Annotated in this window: 13 protein-coding genes and 1 pseudogene; 8 read left to right on the top strand and 6 right to left on the bottom strand. The window is 44.5% G+C overall.

Translation table 11 applies throughout. The features are described 5' to 3' along the window. Positions 1-54: 54 nt before the first annotated feature. From HMPREF0671_RS03275 to HMPREF0671_RS03260, 4 genes and pseudogenes are all read right to left on the bottom strand, one after another. Positions 55-2,136, bottom strand: coding sequence for a BT_3928 family protein (locus tag HMPREF0671_RS03275; protein ID WP_084589708.1), 2,082 nt, complete (start codon positions 2,134-2,136; stop codon positions 55-57). Between the two features lie 9 nt (positions 2,137-2,145). Next, positions 2,146-2,688, bottom strand: coding sequence for a DUF1599 domain-containing protein (locus HMPREF0671_RS03270; RefSeq protein WP_036896688.1), 543 nt, complete (start codon positions 2,686-2,688; stop codon positions 2,146-2,148). A gap of 187 nt (positions 2,689-2,875) precedes the next feature. Then, positions 2,876-3,920 (bottom strand): annotated as a pseudogene (locus tag HMPREF0671_RS03265) (Fic family protein). Positions 3,921-4,001: 81 nt separating this feature from the next. Continuing rightward, on the bottom strand, positions 4,002-4,415 hold the full coding sequence (locus tag HMPREF0671_RS03260; RefSeq protein ID WP_036896687.1) for a hypothetical protein: 414 nt from the start codon (positions 4,413-4,415) through the stop codon (positions 4,002-4,004). Positions 4,416-4,539: 124 nt separating this feature from the next. Here HMPREF0671_RS03260 and HMPREF0671_RS03255 point away from each other — a divergent pair, with 124 nt between their 5' ends. Beyond that, positions 4,540-6,603, top strand: coding sequence for a family 20 glycosylhydrolase (locus HMPREF0671_RS03255; RefSeq protein ID WP_036896686.1), 2,064 nt, complete (start codon positions 4,540-4,542; stop codon positions 6,601-6,603). On the opposite strand, the gene HMPREF0671_RS03250 is transcribed toward HMPREF0671_RS03255, so the two are convergent. Together HMPREF0671_RS03250 and HMPREF0671_RS03245 are read right to left on the bottom strand one after the other, a co-directional pair. Next, positions 6,600-6,950 carry an MmcQ/YjbR family DNA-binding protein gene (locus HMPREF0671_RS03250; protein ID WP_036896732.1) on the bottom strand — a complete coding sequence of 117 codons (351 nt, stop codon included), beginning with the start codon at positions 6,948-6,950 and terminating at the stop codon, positions 6,600-6,602. The genes HMPREF0671_RS03255 and HMPREF0671_RS03250 overlap by 4 nt on opposite strands. Positions 6,951-7,140: 190 nt before the next feature. Next, positions 7,141-8,586, bottom strand: coding sequence for an ATP-binding protein (locus HMPREF0671_RS03245; protein WP_036896685.1), 1,446 nt, complete (start codon positions 8,584-8,586; stop codon positions 7,141-7,143). A 185-nt stretch (positions 8,587-8,771) separates the two neighbouring features. Here HMPREF0671_RS03245 and HMPREF0671_RS11745 point away from each other — a divergent pair, with 185 nt between their 5' ends. The 7 genes from HMPREF0671_RS11745 (at position 8,772) to lpxA (ending at position 18,908) form a co-directional block, all read left to right on the top strand. Continuing rightward, a complete protein-coding gene (locus HMPREF0671_RS11745) occupies positions 8,772-9,218 on the top strand; it encodes a DUF6078 family protein (RefSeq protein WP_052052802.1) in 447 nt (148 codons plus the stop codon). A gap of 415 nt (positions 9,219-9,633) precedes the next feature. Further along, complete coding sequence (locus HMPREF0671_RS03235; protein WP_036896684.1) at positions 9,634-10,536, top strand: patatin-like phospholipase family protein; 903 nt, start codon at positions 9,634-9,636, stop codon at positions 10,534-10,536. 34 nt (positions 10,537-10,570) lie between these two features. Further along, positions 10,571-11,998, top strand: coding sequence for a CCA tRNA nucleotidyltransferase (locus HMPREF0671_RS03230; protein ID WP_036896683.1), 1,428 nt, complete (start codon positions 10,571-10,573; stop codon positions 11,996-11,998). Positions 11,999-12,213: 215 nt separating this feature from the next. After that, the gene (locus HMPREF0671_RS03225; protein WP_036896682.1) at positions 12,214-13,413 is read left to right on the top strand and encodes an efflux RND transporter periplasmic adaptor subunit; all 1,200 of its coding nucleotides are present in this window, start codon (positions 12,214-12,216) and stop codon (positions 13,411-13,413) included. A gap of 31 nt (positions 13,414-13,444) precedes the next feature. Next, on the top strand, positions 13,445-16,708 hold the full coding sequence (locus tag HMPREF0671_RS03220; protein WP_036896681.1) for an efflux RND transporter permease subunit: 3,264 nt from the start codon (positions 13,445-13,447) through the stop codon (positions 16,706-16,708). A 3-nt stretch (positions 16,709-16,711) separates the two neighbouring features. Then, complete coding sequence (locus HMPREF0671_RS03215) at positions 16,712-18,100, top strand: efflux transporter outer membrane subunit (RefSeq protein ID WP_036896730.1); 1,389 nt, start codon at positions 16,712-16,714, stop codon at positions 18,098-18,100. Between the two features lie 25 nt (positions 18,101-18,125). Next, positions 18,126-18,908, top strand: coding sequence for an acyl-ACP--UDP-N-acetylglucosamine O-acyltransferase (gene lpxA / locus HMPREF0671_RS03210; protein ID WP_036896680.1), 783 nt, complete (start codon positions 18,126-18,128; stop codon positions 18,906-18,908). Positions 18,909-18,939: the final 31 nt, after the last annotated feature.

Raw genomic sequence — 18,939 nt, 5'->3', positions numbered from 1 at the left:
GACTCTTTCTGTTAGGAAAGAGTCTTCTCCTTCCATTCTTCAATTATTTATTTCTTATTTCTTCCAAGCGTCAATAATGCCTTTGAAGTCAGCGCATTTCAATGCTGCGCCACCAATCAAACCACCATCAATGTCGGGTTTAGCGAATAGTTCTGGTGCATTGCTAGCCTTGCAGCTGCCACCATAGAGGATAGAAGTCTCGTCGGCAATCTTCTCTCCGTATTTAGCAGCGACTGCTGAGCGGATGAATGCGTGGATTTCTTCAGCCTGATCTGATGTAGCTGTCTTGCCGGTACCGATAGCCCAAATTGGCTCATAAGCAATGATGATGTTCTTAAATTCTTCTTCTGACAAGTTGAATACAGAACCTTCGAGTTCAGCCTTTACTACTTCGTTCTGCTTATTAGCTTCGCGCTCTTCCAAAGTCTCACCGATACAGAAGATAACCTTCAAACCGTTCTTCAGTGCCAACAATACTTTCTCCTTCAAGATCTCCGGAGTTTCATTGTAATATTGACGACGCTCAGAGTGGCCAAGGATTACATATTGAGCACCGGTACTCTTTACCATCTCAGCAGAAACCTCACCAGTGAAAGCTCCCTTTTCCTTGTCAGCGCAGTTTTCTGCACCAAGTCCGATGGTATTGCTGTCCAAAATGCCGGCTACGGTAGCCAAGTGGATAAATGGAGTACAGATAACAACATCACAGTTTGGCTTGTCTGCTGCCAAAGCTTCGTTGAGTTCTTTAGCCAAGGCTACGCCGTCTTGCAGGTTCATGTTCATTTTCCAGTTGCCTGCTACAATTTTCTTTCTCATTTTACTATTCTTTTTATTAAAGAGTTGAACAATATGTTTCTTTTCTTTCAGTTCTTTTGTTCTCACCCATCTACTCCAAGCCCAAAGGCGATCGGCCAAGGTCAAGAGTGTCAGTGGCAGCACAAAACAGAGTATGATCTTCAATATGTCACCGGCAATCGTATTGTCCGACATCTTGCCAATTTCGGTTTGAGCGAGTGGTTTCTTCAGTTCCTCATCCTTAGGCAGCCTGTTGTGGCTCCACTTTCGGATGATAGTACCATCCTTAATAAGTACCAATCCCGGATTACTACGGATGATGGTTTTCAACGTAGTTTCGTCTGTAGTACAGAACGGATACTCAGCTCCGGTCATATCTTCCCAATGGCTGATGGCTATACTGTCGCTTGCGGTCAGTCCATAGAATGGTATACCATAGTTTTGAGCATATTCGTAAACCTGATTTATGTCTCCGAAATTCCCATCGTCAGCCACTTCCAAATGGGGAGATATAAGTAGGAAGGTGTAACCTTTGTTGGTAAGAACCTGTCGGGTAATATCTTCGCCCGTGCTATTGAGCTGGATGGAGAAGTCGTGGATGGGTGGAATATAGCCTTTCTCTGTTTGTACCGTTTTGCTATCCACGAACGTCCACGTTGAATCAGGATAGTTGTCAAGTGTGAACTCACGCGTCTTTCCATTCTTCTGAAGCAGGAATGTTGTCTCAAATTTCGGTTGCTTGGCTCCTTGCGGAATCTCCATTCCTTTCAGAATGTTAGCTCCTACATGATAAGGGCGGAAGTCGAATTGGGGTAAATCGTAAAGACTATACCCACTTGAGATAATAATAAACAGCACCGTATAGTTGATGACAATCCACTGATTGCTCTTCGAGATGAATCGCATTTGGCGCAATGGCCATATCGCTATAATGATGGCTGCAGCCAACAGCACTATATTTTTGAGCAATGTTTGTGTGTTCGACAGGATGATGGCGTCGCCGAAGCAACCGCAATCTTTTATCGGGTCGGTCACAACTATCCATATTGTAATAACTGTCATGATACTCATGAACAGTATAACAATCTTAGAGATGACGCGACGACGAATAGCGAACAGCATGAAAATGCCCAATGAGAACTCCAATGCCGCTAATCCTACCGATGTGAAGAGTGTCAACCAGTCTGGCAATACGTCCACCAATCCTATCGCACTTAGGTAATCTTGTATCTTATATTGGGTGCCGATGGGGTCAATGGCTTTCACATAACCCGAAAAGATAAATGTAAATGCAAGCAGCAATCTACATAGGTTGGTGAGGATGGTTTTCAGTCTGTCCACTTCTTCTGCTTATTCCGCTAATTTGATGGCTCCAAATACAGCGTAATTGATGATGTCCATGTAGTTGGCATCAATACCTTCCGACACGAGAGTTTCGCCTCCTATGTCCTCAATCTCTTTGACACGTTCTATCTTTGTCAGTATGAAGTCGGTGTAACTGCTAGTGCGCATGTCTCTCCAAGCTTCGTCGTAGTCGTGGTTCTTCTTCAACATGAGATTCAAAGCTTCCTCTGCATGTCGGTCATAGAGAGCCAAAGCGTCTGTTGGTGTCATATCAATGGAATCGGCAAATCCTTTTTCCAACTGTATTAAACCGATGATACCATAGTTGATAAGTGCCACAAATTCCGTCCTGATACCATCGCCTACGCGTGATTCTTTCTTGATTTCAAGCGAGCGAATGCGCTTGGCTTTGATAAAAAGTTGGTCGGTGAGAGAGGATGGACGCAATATACGCCATGAAGCTCCATAGTCATGTAGCTTCTTTTCGAACAGTGTGCGGCATTCGCGCATGATGTTCTTGAACTGTTCTTCCGTGTTGGAATGACTCATGAATCCTAAAATTTTCGCCTGCAAATTTAATGAATTCCACCGAGAAAAGCAAATAATTAATATATAAGGTGTCAAACTTTCAAGTGAGAAAGTTTGGGAGTCAAGAAGAGTTGATTATGTTATAGCCTGTTGAAAGTTGGTAGATGGGGGTGTTTTCTTATTGCGTTTAGTGCAAGAGATGGTTTTGTTATTCTATGGATTTGACTTTCCATCGTCCGGTTTTGTCACTACCTACGTGTTCAATGATGCCGAGTTGACGGAATTTTTGTAGATGTTTCTCTATAGCACGTTGGCTTATTCCTATTTGTTGGGCTATTTCCGAACTTGTTAATATAGAGTTTTTGGCAATGAGAAGAAGCGTCTGTTTTTCGTTTACACCGAACTTTACACCGAACTTTACACCGAACTTTTTGCCAAATCTAGCTTCAAATTCCTCGTTGATGTATTTTCTTTGTTCCCTACTCTTATCAATAGGTTGTCCTTGATGAGACTTTAATGTTTTCAAGATTTCATCAAGCATAAATTCAATGAAAGGTGTGCTGTTGGCATTATCATTGGCTGTTGCTATAGCTTTATAGTACTGTTCTTGGTTGGAATAAACGATATTCTCCACAGGTAGATGAGCAAAGAGGGGATGTGATTTTGATAGTATGAGCGATTGCCACAATCTACCAGTTCGTCCATTGCCATCACTAAAAGGATGGATAAACTCAAATTCGTAGTGAAATACGCAGGAACGGATGAGTAGATGGTCTTGAGCGGTTTTTAACCAAGCAAAAAGATCGTTTATTAGGTATGGAACTCTATCGGCAGGTGGGGCAATGTACACAACGCCCTGTTCTGAAAAAAACTCCTACACAGCCTCGTCGGAAGTGTCCAGCATCATCAGTCTATGCCATCATCATCGTGCTGTGAGTACGTAACAAATCATTGACTTCGAATGGATTTAATTGATCAAGTAACTCATATGTAGCCAAAGCGTTCTTCACTTCTTGTATTTGTCGGAGGGGAGCCACCACCGTTTTACCCTCAACAATGTCTTTTACTTCGTTCTCTGAAAGGGTGTTGCCCTCAATAGCTAGCGAACTGTGAATTATCTTTATACGATTTGCCTTACGCAAATGTAGGCTATCGTTTTGCTCCAGCCTAATGGCATATCGCTCAATTTGGGCTGATATGTCAGCTATTTGGTTGACTATCTTTGCTGTGATGGTGAACGGTGGTGTGTACATGTTCAATCAAATGGTTCTGATTAGGGACTTCTGATAATTTCGGATTGCTTCGGTTGTTTCCAATAACTTCCTTGAAAGTTTCTATTTCTCAGCCCTTTGTTTTATCCGAATCATTCGTACGACACCGCACATAGCTTCGTAGCGGGCTTGTAGTGAATCACGCTTGACGCCTAATTTGTTGCGTTCGGCAATGGTAGCAGAGGTTTGGACGAGGGCAATGGTGGCTTGTAGGGCTGAGTCGGTTTGGGCGATTTCGGTTTGGGCAAGCTTCAATGAAGCTTCTTGCCAAACTTTGAGAGCATGTTTGCGCGACTCAATAGCCATAGGATAAGTTCTGCGTAACGACTCAATGGAGTCGAGTACATCGGCATACTTACCTTGTGCATACAGGGAATCTATCGACTGTACCAGCGCAGCCGCCTTTTCATCTTCGGTTGGTGCACACGAAACCAACCATATTGTGATAATCAATAGTATATTGAGTTGCTTCTTCATCTCCGGTCTATTAGTTAGATGACAAATATACGCATTTTTCTTTCAATAGCAAAAAAGCCTACTATACTTTTCCATTTTCTCATTTTTCTTTAACTTTGTGACCGTCTAATCCAAATGAGTTGTCATGAAATACCTGATACATCGAATTTTCTTGAAGTTGCTATTGCTTACAATATTCTTGCCGTTGTCGGTTTCTGCCGACATCATCCATCTCATGCCAACCCCTCATTCACTGCAAAGGGTGAGGGGACAATTCTCGCTTCATCGCTCTATATCCATCGTGATGCCCGATAGTGTGGCTATCGTTGGTGGACCGCGTGTGGCAGCAGAGTTGTCCGAGTTGGTCGTTGAAGGTGGTGGAAAGGTTGTTGCTAAGGCTCATGCTACCATTGTTGTGCGGATGGTCGCATCGGTTCGTGGTGCTCGATTCCAAGAAGAAGCTTATCATTTGACGGTCAATCTGAATACGATAATGATAGAGGCTGCGACTCGTTTGGGTGCTTTGCGTGCAGCACAGACGCTCCGTCAGTTGGCCGAAGGACGTCGTGGGTCTATAGCCGGTTGCGATATTACAGACTGGGCTGCCTTTCGAGTGCGGGGTTACATGCATGATATCGGGCGCAGTTATATCCCTTTCGAGCGACTTAAAGAAGAGGTTGTGGCCTTGGCTCGCTACAAAGTGAACGTATTCCAGTGGCATCTCACCGATAATCAAGGTTGGCGATTGCAGAGCGATATTTATCCTCAGTTGAATGCCGATTCTAGTTTTACGCGGTTTCCCGGTCAATATTATACCAAGGCACAAGTTCGTGAACTTGTTACCTTGGCATCTTCTTATGGTATCACGGTTATTCCCGAACTTGATATGCCCGGTCATAGCGAGGCCTTTCGTCGTGCTATGGGGCATAGTATGGTCACGGTGGAGGGACTGAATGAATTGAAGAATCTGCTAACAGAGGCTTCCGAGACTTTCAGTGGTACCCCATGGATGCACATAGGAACAGACGAATATCGTGTTGCCGATAAGCCTCTGGCCGGGCAACATGCATTGGATTTGAACACCTTTGTAAGTGAAATCGTAGCCCATCTCAAGTCGCTTGGTCGCAAAGTAATGGCATGGAGTCCCGGTGTGGGGGATAAGTCGGTGCTCAATATGACACAGATGTGGAGTGGGCGAGGCCGACCTACTCCCGGCGTACCGGCCATTGACTCTCGTTATCACTACATTAATCACTTCGATACGTATGCCGATTTAGCCTTGCTTTATGGTTCTACTATTGCCGAACAACGGGAGGGGAGTGCACAGTATGCCGGTGTTATCATGGGGATGTGGAACGATAGGCTGATGCCTAGCTATGAATCTATCATTACGCAGAACAATTTTTATGCCTCTATGTTGGCTGCTGCCGAGCGTGGATGGCTTGGTGGAGGAAAAGGTTATTTCACAAACAAAGGGGTAAGACTGTCTGTTGCCGACACCGATTTCTTCGATTGGGAACGTCGGTTCCTTTATCATAAGGCGCATTTTCTACAAGGTAAGCCTATCAACTATGTGAAACAAACTAACGTGAAATGGCTTATTACCGACGCTTTTCCTAATAATGGTGATTTAACAATGAAGTTTCCACCGGAGACCGAAGAACTGAAATCTTCTTATACTTATCAAGGAAAGGTTTATGGTACGCATTCTGCGCTGGGCGCTACGGTGTTTTTGCGACATTATTGGGGAGAGAAGACGGTGCCCGGATTCTTTGAACATCCGCAATCCAATACTACCGCGTACGCCTATACCTATGTTTATTCGCCCGTGAAGCAGATGGCTGGTGCACAGATAGAGTTCTACAATTACGGTCGTAGTGAGGCTGATGTAGCGCCACGACAGGGTAAATGGGATTATAGAGAGAGTCGTATTTGGGTGAACGATGCGGAGATAATCCCACCTACATGGCAGAATACCTACACCGGACGTACGAATGAACGTCCGTTACTCAATGAGAATTTCAGTGCTCGGAAGCCTATTGGCATTTTGCTCAACAAGGGTTGGAACAAGATACTCATCAAGTTGCCCAATAACGGATTTGAGGCTACTTCTGCCACTCGCCTTGCTAAGTGGATGTTTACCTTTGTCTTGACCAATCAGGAGGGTACGTGCGCACTTGATAATGTAATCTATTCGCCTACGCGCTAATTTTTCTCTAGTTCCATTCTTATCTTTTTGGGTAGCGAATGAACTACCAATTGGTAAGATTCGGCGATACAATCGGTCACCAATTCGGGGGGTAATAGGTCTAGATAGAGGTCGTTCCAATGTTTCTTGTTCATGTGATACACCGGTTTGACACCATCGTATTGTTCGCGCAACTCCTGTCCGTGTTCCGGCTTTAGTTTAACGGCAATGCGTGGTTCGGGTGTATCCAGTTCTATCAGCATGAACCATTTACCCTCGATGCGGAACGAAATCCATCGTTCGGCAAACAATTCTTCTGTCACTCCTTTGTGTTGTAGCGCGACCAATCGTGCTTCTTCTATGTCCATTGTGAGACGTTGATTTTCGTTGAATGATGTTATTGGCAAAGATAATAAATATTAGAAATATATCCAAAATGTGAGATAGTAGGACTCGATTCTTGTGTGTAAAAGTACTGATATGATTTACTTTGCAAATAAGAATACTCTGATAATCAGTAGATTATGGTGTTATTTGATTTGTTTTGCAAATAAGAACTTAAACATAATATGGAACATATGTGGCATATTTTTTAGAAGTTATACTTTCGTCTGATACTTTTATCAAGTGCGCTTCTAATGTATCTGATATGATACGTGATGCTACGGCAGATTTATTCTTATCCAATCCAAATCTTTCTCTTACTGATAAGTTGTTGATAGGATTGTTTGATTCGTATGAGAGACAGGCATGCTGATAGCACGCCATAACCTTCTCTTGCTTGGTCATATCTGATATTCTCTTTCTAGGATAGAGGAATATGCGTGTGTATAGTGCGTTTTTTGTGAATTTAACAGCAGGTAGAAGCATCTGTTCTATGGCTTCAACGGCACGGTCTATACCACTTCCGCGACGCTCGCAATATCTCAGGAAGAACATCGCTTGGGCGAGTTGTTCATTTCGGGATAGTGGAGGCATATCTATTAATCGATTAATATCTCCAAGTGGGGACCCCGGATTTGTTATTACAATTCTGTCTTTAAATATTTCAATAGTTACAGCCATGCCCGGTATAGAGAAATCTTGATGGACCAACGCATTGGCAATAAACTCCCTAATGGCTATCAGTGGATATGTCGGTTGCAGTATTCGAGCCACTTTTATGTTCTCTGTGGAGGAGTGCTTCATTACATAGTCAATTAATCCATCGAAGCCAATAGCATATCCATATGTTCCGATTTGCTCATGAAGTAGTTTTAAATTGTTATTGCCCTCGTATATCCTCACAATTACCGAATGGCTACTAAGCTCTTCAAAGTCTTTTATATCATTGGCGAATAGCAAAGCTCCAAGATTAGTGATATCCCACTTTCCTGCGTCTAGAGATTCTGTACAATACCCTAAGGTTACAAGTAATTCCATCACAATCTGCGTGTTGTTTGGGATTGTTTTGTCCAAAATCTGATACAATTTCCTATAGTTGAGCAGGGTGAGGACTTGCTTTACTGTCAGATTTTGCTTTGCATGTCTTTTCTCAAACGGAGTTCCTTGTGAGTCTGCTATGAGGGATTTGATTTGTGACCTCGACATCTTGATGGTTGAACCTGCTGAACGTGTATATGCATCAAACATATTTGACCCCTTTTTGTGGATGGGCTTATCTGATTGCTCAGGGATATAAATGAATAGCATAGAGTGTTCTTGATAAGTTAAGACTGCATGTTCTATACTAATAGACGATGACAGATTGTTGTGTGCAATATTTCCTAATTTCTGGATAATGTTGTCAATATCTGTTTTAGTGAGTGGCGTAAAACTTCCATCATTATTGATTCCAAATACCAATATCCCTCCTCCTTTGTAATTAGAGAAAGCACAAAGGTGTTCAGCAAGTCTTTCTGTTTTTGTAGACAAAGCGCATTTCCAATCAAGTTCATTCAATTCCGTTGGAATAGGATATAAACTGTCTTCTAATAATGTTATGGCTTTTTTCTTCCAATCCATGATATTGCGGCTTTCAAGTGTATATGTTCTTTCTTTGCAAAGATAAATTTATTATTTGTAAAAACGATATATGGTGTGATTTAATATTCAAAACGTCTCTTTCATGTATCGCACATTGTATGCAGCAAGGGGTTGCAATAGGTGTGCAAAGAGGTTAACTTTGCATCGACTAATAAACAAATGATATGAAAACTACAACAAATCAAAGACCGGCAGACTATGTTGTTTGCATGCTCACCGAGGGCAAATGCGCCTTGAGCGCGTCTTGCCTGCGGAGCAAGATGTTTGCTGCGAACGTGGATGAGAAGCAAACTTACATGCACATGTTAAATCCCTATGCACTTGCCGATGGCTTAAGTGGAACGCCATGCACGTATTATCGCTCGGCGCAGAAGCAACAGTTGGCTCGTGGTATGTTGCACATTTTCGACAATGTACCTCGAAAAATCTATCCCGAAGTGCGTAGAGCGGTAATGGATTGCTTCTCTTCCTACCGGCAATTCTATTATTGCCGAAAGGGTGAAAAACTAATTTCTCCATCTGCCCAAAATGCTGTTATGGAGGTGTTTAAACGTTATCGACTCGATACGGAGCATCTTTTCGATGCTTATGAGGAAGGATTCGACTGGTAATGGGAATGCTCTTGGATTGCTGCTAAGTTGAGTCAGCATCGCTGTTGGGATGACTCAGCGATGCTGAAACGGCTTGGCAGCATTGTTGCCTTGCTCTTGCAGTTGGGTAGTAGACAAAATGATGCGTTGACAAGTAGACAATGATGAAATTCTATTTTGATATGATTTCGAGATGAGATGTGGATAATGGTGGGGTGTAAACATTGGTGTTATTTGGCTGCGGACGCGACATGTCGCGTCCCTACAATGCTTATGTGTAGCTACCTGTATGTGTGCTTGGCGGTAATTATCGGAAATTTGGATATGTGAAATCCCAGTTCCTTACCTCCCTTTTATGTATTATTAGCTGTAAAAAGGCGGTATCAAGCATCTTTTTCATTATTTTTGTAATGATGAAACAGGAAGGACTACTAGCATGAAGATATTGAATCGTATAAGGAAATGGTTCTCGTGCCGGTCCGACGAGCGCCGAGTGGCATTGGTCTTATCGGGTGGTGGAGCTCGTGGATTGGCTCATATTGGAGCAATAGACGAGTTGGTGAGTCGCGGATATACCATTACATCAATAGCAGGAACATCGATAGGGGCACTTATAGGTGGTCTTTGGGCGGCCGGACAGTTGGATGCTCTGCGACAAGAACTTACCAACTTGGATCGCAGACGTATCCTTTCGCTCATGGGTATCTCGCTGGGGTTGGATCATGTGGCGACCGGTGAGAAACTGATGATGGCGTTGGAAGCGTTGGTAGGCGATCGTAAAATAGAAGATTTACCGATTAAGTTCTGTTGTGTGGCAAGCGATATAGTGTCGGGACGAGAAATGGTTTTTAACGAAGGCTCGCTGCTCCAAGCTATCCGTGCATCTATTTCCATTCCCGGATTCTTTAGTCCGGTGATAGATGGAGAGCGTGTATTGGTAGATGGCAGTGTACATAATACGTTGCCGCTCGACCGCGTGATGCGCCAAGAGGGTGATTTATTAGTGGCTGTTAACGTCAGTGCGCCCGATGATGAACCGTATGTTTGTTATCTAAAACCGCAGTGCGAACGGCATAGTTCTTTAGAATTTGCAATCCGTTCGCACTTTCCTTTCAATAAGATAAAATTCTCTGAGAACTATTTTAATATGGCTTTGCGGGTGGCACGGCTGACGATTCAGAATAATACTCAGATGGCTTTGCGACTCACGCCGCCCGATTTGTATGTCCAATTACCCATGTGCCGCTACAGTTTATTCGATTATGACAAGGCCGAGGAAATCATTGCTTACGGCCGAGAAGAGATGGGTAGAAAGTTAGATGAATTAGAAAAAAAATAGTAACTTTGCATCCCAATAAGACTAAAATATAAGAATGAGGAATCTTACTGATGCCGATTTGGCTCAATTACTCGATCAAGATATATTCCATCAAATTTCGTTAGCAGCCGATTCTCTCCACATGGAGTGTTATGTGGTGGGCGGATACGTGCGCGATTTGTTTTTAGAGCGCCCATCAAATGATATTGATGTGGTGGTCGTGGGCAGTGGTATACAGGTGGCTGACGCCTTGAAGAAGCAGTTGGGCAGGAAAGCTCATCTCTCGGTGTTCCGTAATTTCGGTACGGCACAGGTAAAATTCCGCGACATGGAAGTGGAGTTTGTGGGGGCACGAAAGGAAAGTTATAGCCACGACTCGCGCAAACCGGTGGTGGAGGACGGTACGTTGGAAGACGATCAGAACCGTCGCGACTTCACCATCAATGCTATGGCCGTGTGTCTGAATGCTGATAGATTTGGCGAATTGGTAGATCCTTTCGATGGACTTTTGGATATGGAAGATGGCATAATCCGCACGCCGCTCGACCCGGATATTACGTTTTCGGATGACCCCTTGCGCATGATGCGCTGTATTCGATTCGCCACACAGCTTAATTTTTTTATCGAAGATGAGACGTTTGAGGCGTTGGAGCGCAATGCCGATCGCATTAAGATTATCAGCGGTGAACGCATTGCTGATGAGATGAACAAAATCATGATGACGAAGACGCCCAGTAAAGGCTTCGTCGACTTGCATCGTTGCGGACTGTTGAAGCTTATTTTGCCAGAATTAGCAGCCATGGATGTGGTGGATGTACGCAATGGTCGTGCTCATAAGAACAATTTCTATCACACGTTGGAAGTGCTCGATAATATCTGTAAACATACTGATAACCTGTGGTTACGGTGGTCGGCGCTATTCCATGACGTAGGTAAACCGCGCAGTAAACGATGGGATAACGTGGCCGGATGGACGTTCCATAACCATAATTATATAGGAGCGAAGATGATACCTACCATTTTTCGTCGAATGAAATTGCCGATGGATGCGAAGATGAAGTTCGTAGAAAAGATGGTAGACTTGCACATGCGCCCCATAGCCATAGCCGATGACGAGGTGACCGACAGTGCTGTACGTCGCTTGATGAACGATGCCGGAGACGATATAGACTCGCTGATGACCCTTTGTGAAGCTGATATTACGAGCAAAAACCAGCAGCGCAAGCAGCGATTCCTCGACAATTTCCGTATTGTACGTGAGAAGTTGGTCGACTTACAGGAGCGTGATTACAAGCGATTGTTGCAACCGGTGATAGATGGTAACGAGATTATGGAGATGTTCCATCTGCGTCCTTCGCGAGAAGTTGGGGCATTGAAGCAAGCGTTGAAAGACGCTGTACTGGACAATAAGGTGCCTAACGAGCGTGAGCCTTTGTTGGAGTTGCTGCGTAAGAAGGCTGCCTCTATGGGACTGACCGTTTGATCGTATTCAGAATATAAGTTTCCCTTATAATCTTTGTTAAATAAAACCTGATTGCAGACTAAAGTTTGCAAAGAATTTGTACTTTTGTGTCGCCAAACTTTTATAGCGATATAAGTTTTTAGATTAATACGTCATAAGATAGCTGATAGAGGCATGTTGCGCGTCAGACTACATGATATGAGATAGAAATAATAATTATATATAGTATTTAAGGTATGAAGATTAAGACTTATTTGTTTGTCGGAGCCGTTGGGCTCTTGATAGCTTCATGTGGCAACAAGCGCAATCAGTTGCCAACCGATAACCATTATCCGGTAGTAACCATTGGTTCTCAGAGTGCAGAGATGCAAACTACTTATCCAGCAACTATCAAAGGTGTGCAGGATGTGGAGATACGTCCAAAGGTTTCGGGATTCATTACGAAGGTTTGTGTACAACAAGGTCAGGCTGTAAAAGCCGGTCAATTGTTGTTTGTTATAGACAATGAGACCTATCAAGCAGCTGTCCGTCAGGCTCAAGCTGCTGTGAATACAGCTCGCTCAGGGATGAATACGGCTAAGTTGACTTACGACAATAGCCAGAAACTTTTTAGTAGCAATGTCATCGGTTCGTATGAGTTGCAGTCGGCAAAGAACTCCTATGAGAGTGCACATGCGTCTTTGGCACAGGCCGAGGCATCCTTGGCTTCGGCTAGAGAGATGCTGAGTTACTGCTATGTGAAGAGCCCGGCTAACGGTGTAGTAGGCGATATTCCTTATAAAGTAGGTGCATTGGTAAGTGCATCCAGCCCCGATGCGTTGACCACAGTGTCTAATACGAGTACCATGGAAGTATACTTCTCGATGACCGAAAAGGATATGTTGGAGCTCTCAAAGAAGGCCGGTGGCGTGCATGCTGCTATTAGTGACTACCCGGCAGTGAAGCTACAGCTGGCCGACGGAACTATCTACGACCGTCCGGGAAAGGTGACGAAAGTGAGCGGAGTGATTGATCAAAGTACCGGTTCGCTTTCTATGATCGCTCGTTTCGACAATCCCGACCATGTATTGAAGAGTGGTGGCGCCGGTTCTATCATTGTTCCAAACATTCATAGTAATGCTATTGTGATACCACAAAGTGCAACTACGGAGATACAAGATAAAGTATTTGTTTATACGGTAGGCTCAGACGGTAAGGTGAAGTATACGGAAATCACTGTCGATCCACAGAATGATGGGCGTAATTATGTGGTTTTGACCGGTTTGAAGGTGGGCGACCGCATCGTAACCAAGGGTTTGACGTCGTTGACCGACGGTATGAAGATAGAGCCAATATCCGAAGCTCAGTATGAAGCAAACCTAGAAAAGGCAACCAAGATGGCAGCCAATCAAGGCTCGGCAAAGGGTTTTATTGATACCATGAAGGGTAAAAAGTAGAGAAAAAGATTGTTGAAAATAACTGTTTATTATGACATTTTCAAGATTTATTGAACGTCCTGTACTGTCAACGGTGGTATCAGTCTTCCTCGTTTTGTTGGGATTGATAGGCTTAATATCGCTACCTGTTGAGCAGTATCCGGACATTGCGCCACCTACTATATCCGTATCGACGGTTTATACGGGTGCAGATGCGCAGACGGTATTGAACTCCGTGGTCACTCCTTTGGAGGAAAGTATCAACGGAGTAGAGAACATGACCTACATGACATCGTCGGCAACGAATGATGGTATGGCCATGATTACGGTGTACTTCAAACAAGGTACCGACCCGAACATGGCTGCCGTGAATGTACAGAACCGTGTACAGCAGGCGCAAGCGTTGCTACCTGCCGAGGTAACACAGGTGGGTGTGACTACTTCAAAGCGTCAGACGAGTAACGTCATCATGTATAGTATCACGACAGAAGATGGTCATTACGACGCCAAATTCGTGACCAACTATAACAACATTAATATTATTCCGGCCTTGAAGCGTGTATCCGGGGTGGGCGATGTGCAGACTTTCAGTACCAAGACCTACTCTATGCGTATTTGGTTGCAGCCTGATAAGATGAAACAGTATGGTTTGATACCATCTGATATAGCTGCATCTTTGGCCGAACAGAATATCGAAGCCGCTCCCGGTAAGTTTGGTGAGCAGAGCAATGCCAGCTTCGAATACGTGATGCGCTATAAAGGTAGATTGAAGACACCGACCGAATATGGCAATATTCTCATCAGTAATTCGTCGACAGGACAGACACTTCACCTGCGCGATGTGGCTAAGATAGAGCTTGGCGGACTAAATTATGCTGTTGGACAGAAGAACAACAACCAGCCCTCTGTGATGGGTATGGTACAGCAGATAGCCGGTTCTAACGCTAATGATATTGCCAAAGGTGTGAAGCAGGTGCTTGAAGAACAAGCCAAAAACTTCCCTCCCGGACTGGAATACAAGATAGACTATGATGTAACAGAGTTTCTCTATGCCTCTATCGAAGAAGTTGTAATGACATTAATTATCACCTTCGTGCTGGTGTTCTTCGTGGTTTACATCTTCTTACAAGACTTCCGTTCGACGTTGATTCCGTTGATTGCCGTGCCGGTATCATTGATTGGTACCTTCCTTTTCCTTTGGATATTCGGTTTCTCCATCAACTTGCTTACGTTATCTGCGCTACTTTTGGCCATCGCTATTGTAGTGGACGACGCCATAGTGGTGGTGGAAGCGGTGCATGCCAAGCTAGATTTGGGTTATAAGAGTGCAAAGACGGCTTCTATTGACGCCATGAATGAGATTTCAGGTGCTATTATTTCTATTACGCTTGTTATGGCTTCGGTGTTCGTTCCGGTGTCGTTCATCAGCGGAACGAGCGGTACATTCTATCGAGAGTTTGGTGTTACGATGGCTGTAAGTATCGTTATCTCGGCTATTAATGCCTTGACGCTGTCTCCGGCTCTTTGTGCTATGTTCTTGAAACCGCACGACAAAGACGGCCATGAGCGCAAGATGAGTCGCATAGACCGTTTTCATACTGCTTTCAATACAGCCTTTGACAAGATGCTCGTGAAGTATCGTAAGGGCGTAGAGAATATCATTGGTCATCGTATTGTGACAATATCTACCGTTGTTGTGGGTATTGTATTGTTGGTCATCTCAATGGGTGTGACCAAGACCGGGCTTGTTCCGGATGAAGATACAGGTACATTGTTCGTCACCATCTCGCTTCCTCCTGCTACCAGTCAGGCCGAAACGCAGAAGGTTACCGACCGTGTGGATGCCATGTTGGCAAGCAATCCAGCTATCCAAAGCCGTGAACAAATCGTCGGTTATAACTTTATTGCCGGTCAAGGTTCCGACCAAGCCACCTTTATTATCAAGTTGAAGCCTTTCGACGAGCGCCCCAGCGGATTCTTCTATAAACTCTCCGGCTTGTGGCAGGGTGATGGTATCATGCGATTCTTCGTCAATCCAATGGCTAATACGTCTGTCCTTGGTATGATATACAAGCAGATTGCCTCTATCAAAGGAGCGCAGATTCTAGCTTTTGGACCTCCTATGATTCCCGGTTTTTCGGCTACCAACGGTCTAACATTCTCTATGCAGGATAAGACGGGTGGCGATTTGAACAAGTTCTTCAGCGTTACTCAGGACTTCTTAAAGGAACTGAACAAGCGTCCGGAGATTTCAAATGCGATGACATCGTACAATCCTAACTACCCACAATATATGGTAGATGTGGACGTAGCCAAATGTAAACAGAGCGGAATCAGTCCAAGAGTGGTTCTTTCTACGTTGCAAGGATACTACGGCGGACTCTATGCTTCTAACTTTAACAGCTATGGTAAGCTCTTCCGCGTGATGATCCAAGGTGACGTTGCAAGCCGTATGCGCCCCGGAGACTTAACGAATATCTATGTACGTACGGCTGCCGGAATGGCTCCTATCAGTGAATATTGCACACTGAAGCGTGTCTATGGACCGTCTAATGTGAACCGTTTCAACCTGTTTACAAGTATCAATATCAATGCAACACCGGCCGATGGTTATTCTTCAGGAGATGCTATCAAGGCCGTACAAGAAGTTGCTCAGCAGAATTTACCGACCGGTTACGGTTACGATTTCTCCGGTTTGACCCGTTCGGAGCAGGAGTCTAGCAATACCACAGCCATCATCTTTGTGCTGTGTATTGTGTTCGTTTACTTGATTTTGTCGGCTCAATACGAGAGTTATTTGCTTCCGTTGTCGGTTATCTTGTCGTTACCTTTCGGTTTGGCAGGTGCATTTATCTTCACCAACTTGTTTGGTCACAGCAACGATATCTACATGCAGATTTCGCTGATTATGCTTATTGGTCTGCTAGCTAAGAACGCTATCTTGATAGTAGAGTTCGCTTTGCAGCGTCGTCGTACCGGTATGGCTATCAAGTATGCCGCTATTTTGGGTGCTTCTTCGCGTCTTCGTCCTATCTTGATGACCGGTTTTGCCATGGTCATTGGTCTGTTACCGATGATGTTTGCAAGCGGTGTAGGCAAGAATGGTAACCAGACTCTAGGTGCAGCAGCCGTTGGTGGTATGCTCATTGGTATGATGATTCAGATCTTTGTAGTACCGGCTTTGTTCGTTATCTTTGAATATTTGCAAGAGAAGTTCAAGCCTATTGTCTTCGAAGACGAGAACAATCCCGAAGTTGCTACTGAGTTGCAGCAATATGCTCGACGCCCTATTGAATATAAAGTAGAAGAAAAGTAAATGATGAAAATAAAGAGTTTAATCATATTAGGCCTTGCAGTCGTGTCTTTGACAGGCTGTAAGAGCCTATACGGAAAATACGAACGACCTGTTATCAACACGCAGGGACTGGTGAGGGACACTGTTTCCGTCACCGATACGTTGGCAGTTCGCGACACGGCGAGCTTTGGTAATCTGCCTTGGCGCAGTGTGTTTACCGACCCACAGTTGCGTGTTCTCATCGAAAAAGGGTTGACTAACAACACCAATTTGCTCAATGCTGCCCTCAATGTTGATATGGCTGAGGCTCAACTCAAGGCTGCAAAGTTGGCATTCTTGCCTTCTTTCACCTTTGCTCCCAATGGAACTATCGCTTCATGGGATGGAAATAAGGCTACGAAGACCTATTCGTTACCCATTTCAGCCAGTTGGACAGTCGATCTCTTTGGCAATTTGTTGTCATCCAAGCGTAGTGCGCAGATGGCTTTGATAGGCACTAAAGACTATCAAGTGGCGGTGAAGACCAAGCTGATAGCCAATATTGCCAACCTTTATTACACCCTGTTGATGCTCGACGAAGAAGTGAATATCATCACCAACATGGAGAAGTTGACCAAAGATACATGGGATGTGATGAAGATACAGAAGGAACTTGGCCGCGTACGTTCTACCGGAGTACAGAGTGCCGAAGCCAGTTACTACTCTGTCATGGCACAGAAGGCCGACCTTCTACGTAATATTCGTGAGGCCGAGAACTCGCTTTCTCTCTTGCTAGGTCAGCCGGCTCAGACCATTGTCCGTGGTAAATTGGCAGATCAGAGCCTTCCCGACAACTTTTCAACAGGTATCTCTCTCCAACTATTGAACAATCGCGCAGATGTTCATGCTGCCGAGATGAATTTGGCACAGTGCTTCTATGGTGTGGAGAATGCGCGTAGTCGCTTCTATCCCAACCTCACAATTTCGCCCACAGGTGCCTTTACCAACAGTGGTGGCATGGGTATCGTGAATCCCGGTAAGTTCTTGTTGAGTGCGGTAGGTAGTCTTGTACAGCCTATTTTCCAGCGTGGACAACTCATTGCCGGACTCCGTGTAGCGAAAGACCAGTACCAAGCTGCCTACAACACATGGCAACAGTCGCTTTTGAGTGCGGGCAGTGAAGTGAGTAACGCCCTGATACTTTACAACGCTTCGGCGTCTAAAAGCCGTATCGAGGAAAAGCAGGTGGCTACGCTGAAGCAGAACGTTGTCGATACCAAACTGTTGATGTCGCAATCCAACAGCACCTATTTGGAGGTCATTAGTGCCCAGCAGAGCCTGCTCAATGCAGAACTTTCCAAGGTGCAAGACGACTTCTCCAAGATGCAGGCTGTGGTTAATCTATATTATGCACTGGGCGGTGGAGCCAAGTAATTGTCGAATTTTAAAACAAGAAAAGATGGCAAGTCAAATAAGTCCTAAAGCAGAAGTTTCTCCCAAAGCAAAGATAGGAGACAACTGTACTATATATCCTTTCGTTTTCATCGAGGACGATGTGGAGATTGGCGACAACTGTGTAATCTTCCCATTTGTGAGCATTCTCAACGGTACTCGCATGGGTAGCCACAACAAGGTACATCAGTGCACGGTGTTAGGTGCGCTCCCTCAGGATTTTGAATTTACCGGGGAGTATTCTCGACTCATCATCGGCGACAATAATATTATTCGTGAGAACGTGGTTATCAACCGTGCCACACACCGCGGATGTACCACGGTGATAGGTAATGATAACTTCCTGATGGAAGGAACCCATATCTCTCATGACACCAAGGTGGGTAATCAGTGTGTGTTCGGATACGGTACCAAGATAGCCGGAGATTGCGAAATCGGGAACGGAGTAATCTTCTCAAGCAGCGTCATTGAGAATAGTAAGACCCGCGTAGGCGACCGTGCGATGATTCAAGCCGGCACTACTTTCTCCAAAGATATACCACCTTATATTATAGCAGGTGGTCGTCCGGTGTCTTATACGGGTATCAACGATGTGATGTTGACCCAAGATGGTGTCGACGAAAAGATACAGAAGCATATTGCTAATGCTTATCGACTGGTGTTCCATGGGCAGACAAGCGTGTTCGATGCAGTGCTTCAAGTGAAGGAACAAGTGCCCGATAGCATTGAAATTCAGAATATTGTGAATTTTATCGAGGGTACACAATTAGGTATTATCAGCAAGATGTAGTTCATACCTATACATCTTGTGTTTATGATAA

Source organism: Prevotella sp. S7 MS 2 (assembly GCF_000762865.1).
In the GTDB taxonomy this organism is placed as follows: Bacteria; Bacteroidota; Bacteroidia; order Bacteroidales; family Bacteroidaceae; genus Prevotella.
The sequence above is the reverse complement of the archived record's forward strand: the minus strand, read 5'-3'. Positions and strand labels throughout refer to the sequence as shown.

Coding starts and splice junctions, on each gene's coding strand:
- HMPREF0671_RS03215 (WP_036896730.1), top strand. CDS start 16,712: ATGAAAATAAAGAGTTTAATCATATTAGGCCTTGCAGTCGTGTCTTTG.
- HMPREF0671_RS11745 (WP_052052802.1), top strand. CDS start 8,772: ATGAAAACTACAACAAATCAAAGACCGGCAGACTATGTTGTTTGCATG.
- HMPREF0671_RS03235 (WP_036896684.1), top strand. CDS start 9,634: ATGAAGATATTGAATCGTATAAGGAAATGGTTCTCGTGCCGGTCCGAC.
- HMPREF0671_RS03220 (WP_036896681.1), top strand. CDS start 13,445: ATGACATTTTCAAGATTTATTGAACGTCCTGTACTGTCAACGGTGGTA.
- lpxA (WP_036896680.1), top strand. CDS start 18,126: ATGGCAAGTCAAATAAGTCCTAAAGCAGAAGTTTCTCCCAAAGCAAAG.
- HMPREF0671_RS03255 (WP_036896686.1), top strand. CDS start 4,540: ATGAAATACCTGATACATCGAATTTTCTTGAAGTTGCTATTGCTTACA.
- HMPREF0671_RS03250 (WP_036896732.1), bottom strand. CDS start 6,950: ATGGACATAGAAGAAGCACGATTGGTCGCGCTACAACACAAAGGAGTG.
- HMPREF0671_RS03260 (WP_036896687.1), bottom strand. CDS start 4,415: ATGAAGAAGCAACTCAATATACTATTGATTATCACAATATGGTTGGTT.
- HMPREF0671_RS03270 (WP_036896688.1), bottom strand. CDS start 2,688: ATGAGTCATTCCAACACGGAAGAACAGTTCAAGAACATCATGCGCGAA.
- HMPREF0671_RS03225 (WP_036896682.1), top strand. CDS start 12,214: ATGAAGATTAAGACTTATTTGTTTGTCGGAGCCGTTGGGCTCTTGATA.
- HMPREF0671_RS03245 (WP_036896685.1), bottom strand. CDS start 8,586: ATGGATTGGAAGAAAAAAGCCATAACATTATTAGAAGACAGTTTATAT.
- HMPREF0671_RS03230 (WP_036896683.1), top strand. CDS start 10,571: ATGAGGAATCTTACTGATGCCGATTTGGCTCAATTACTCGATCAAGAT.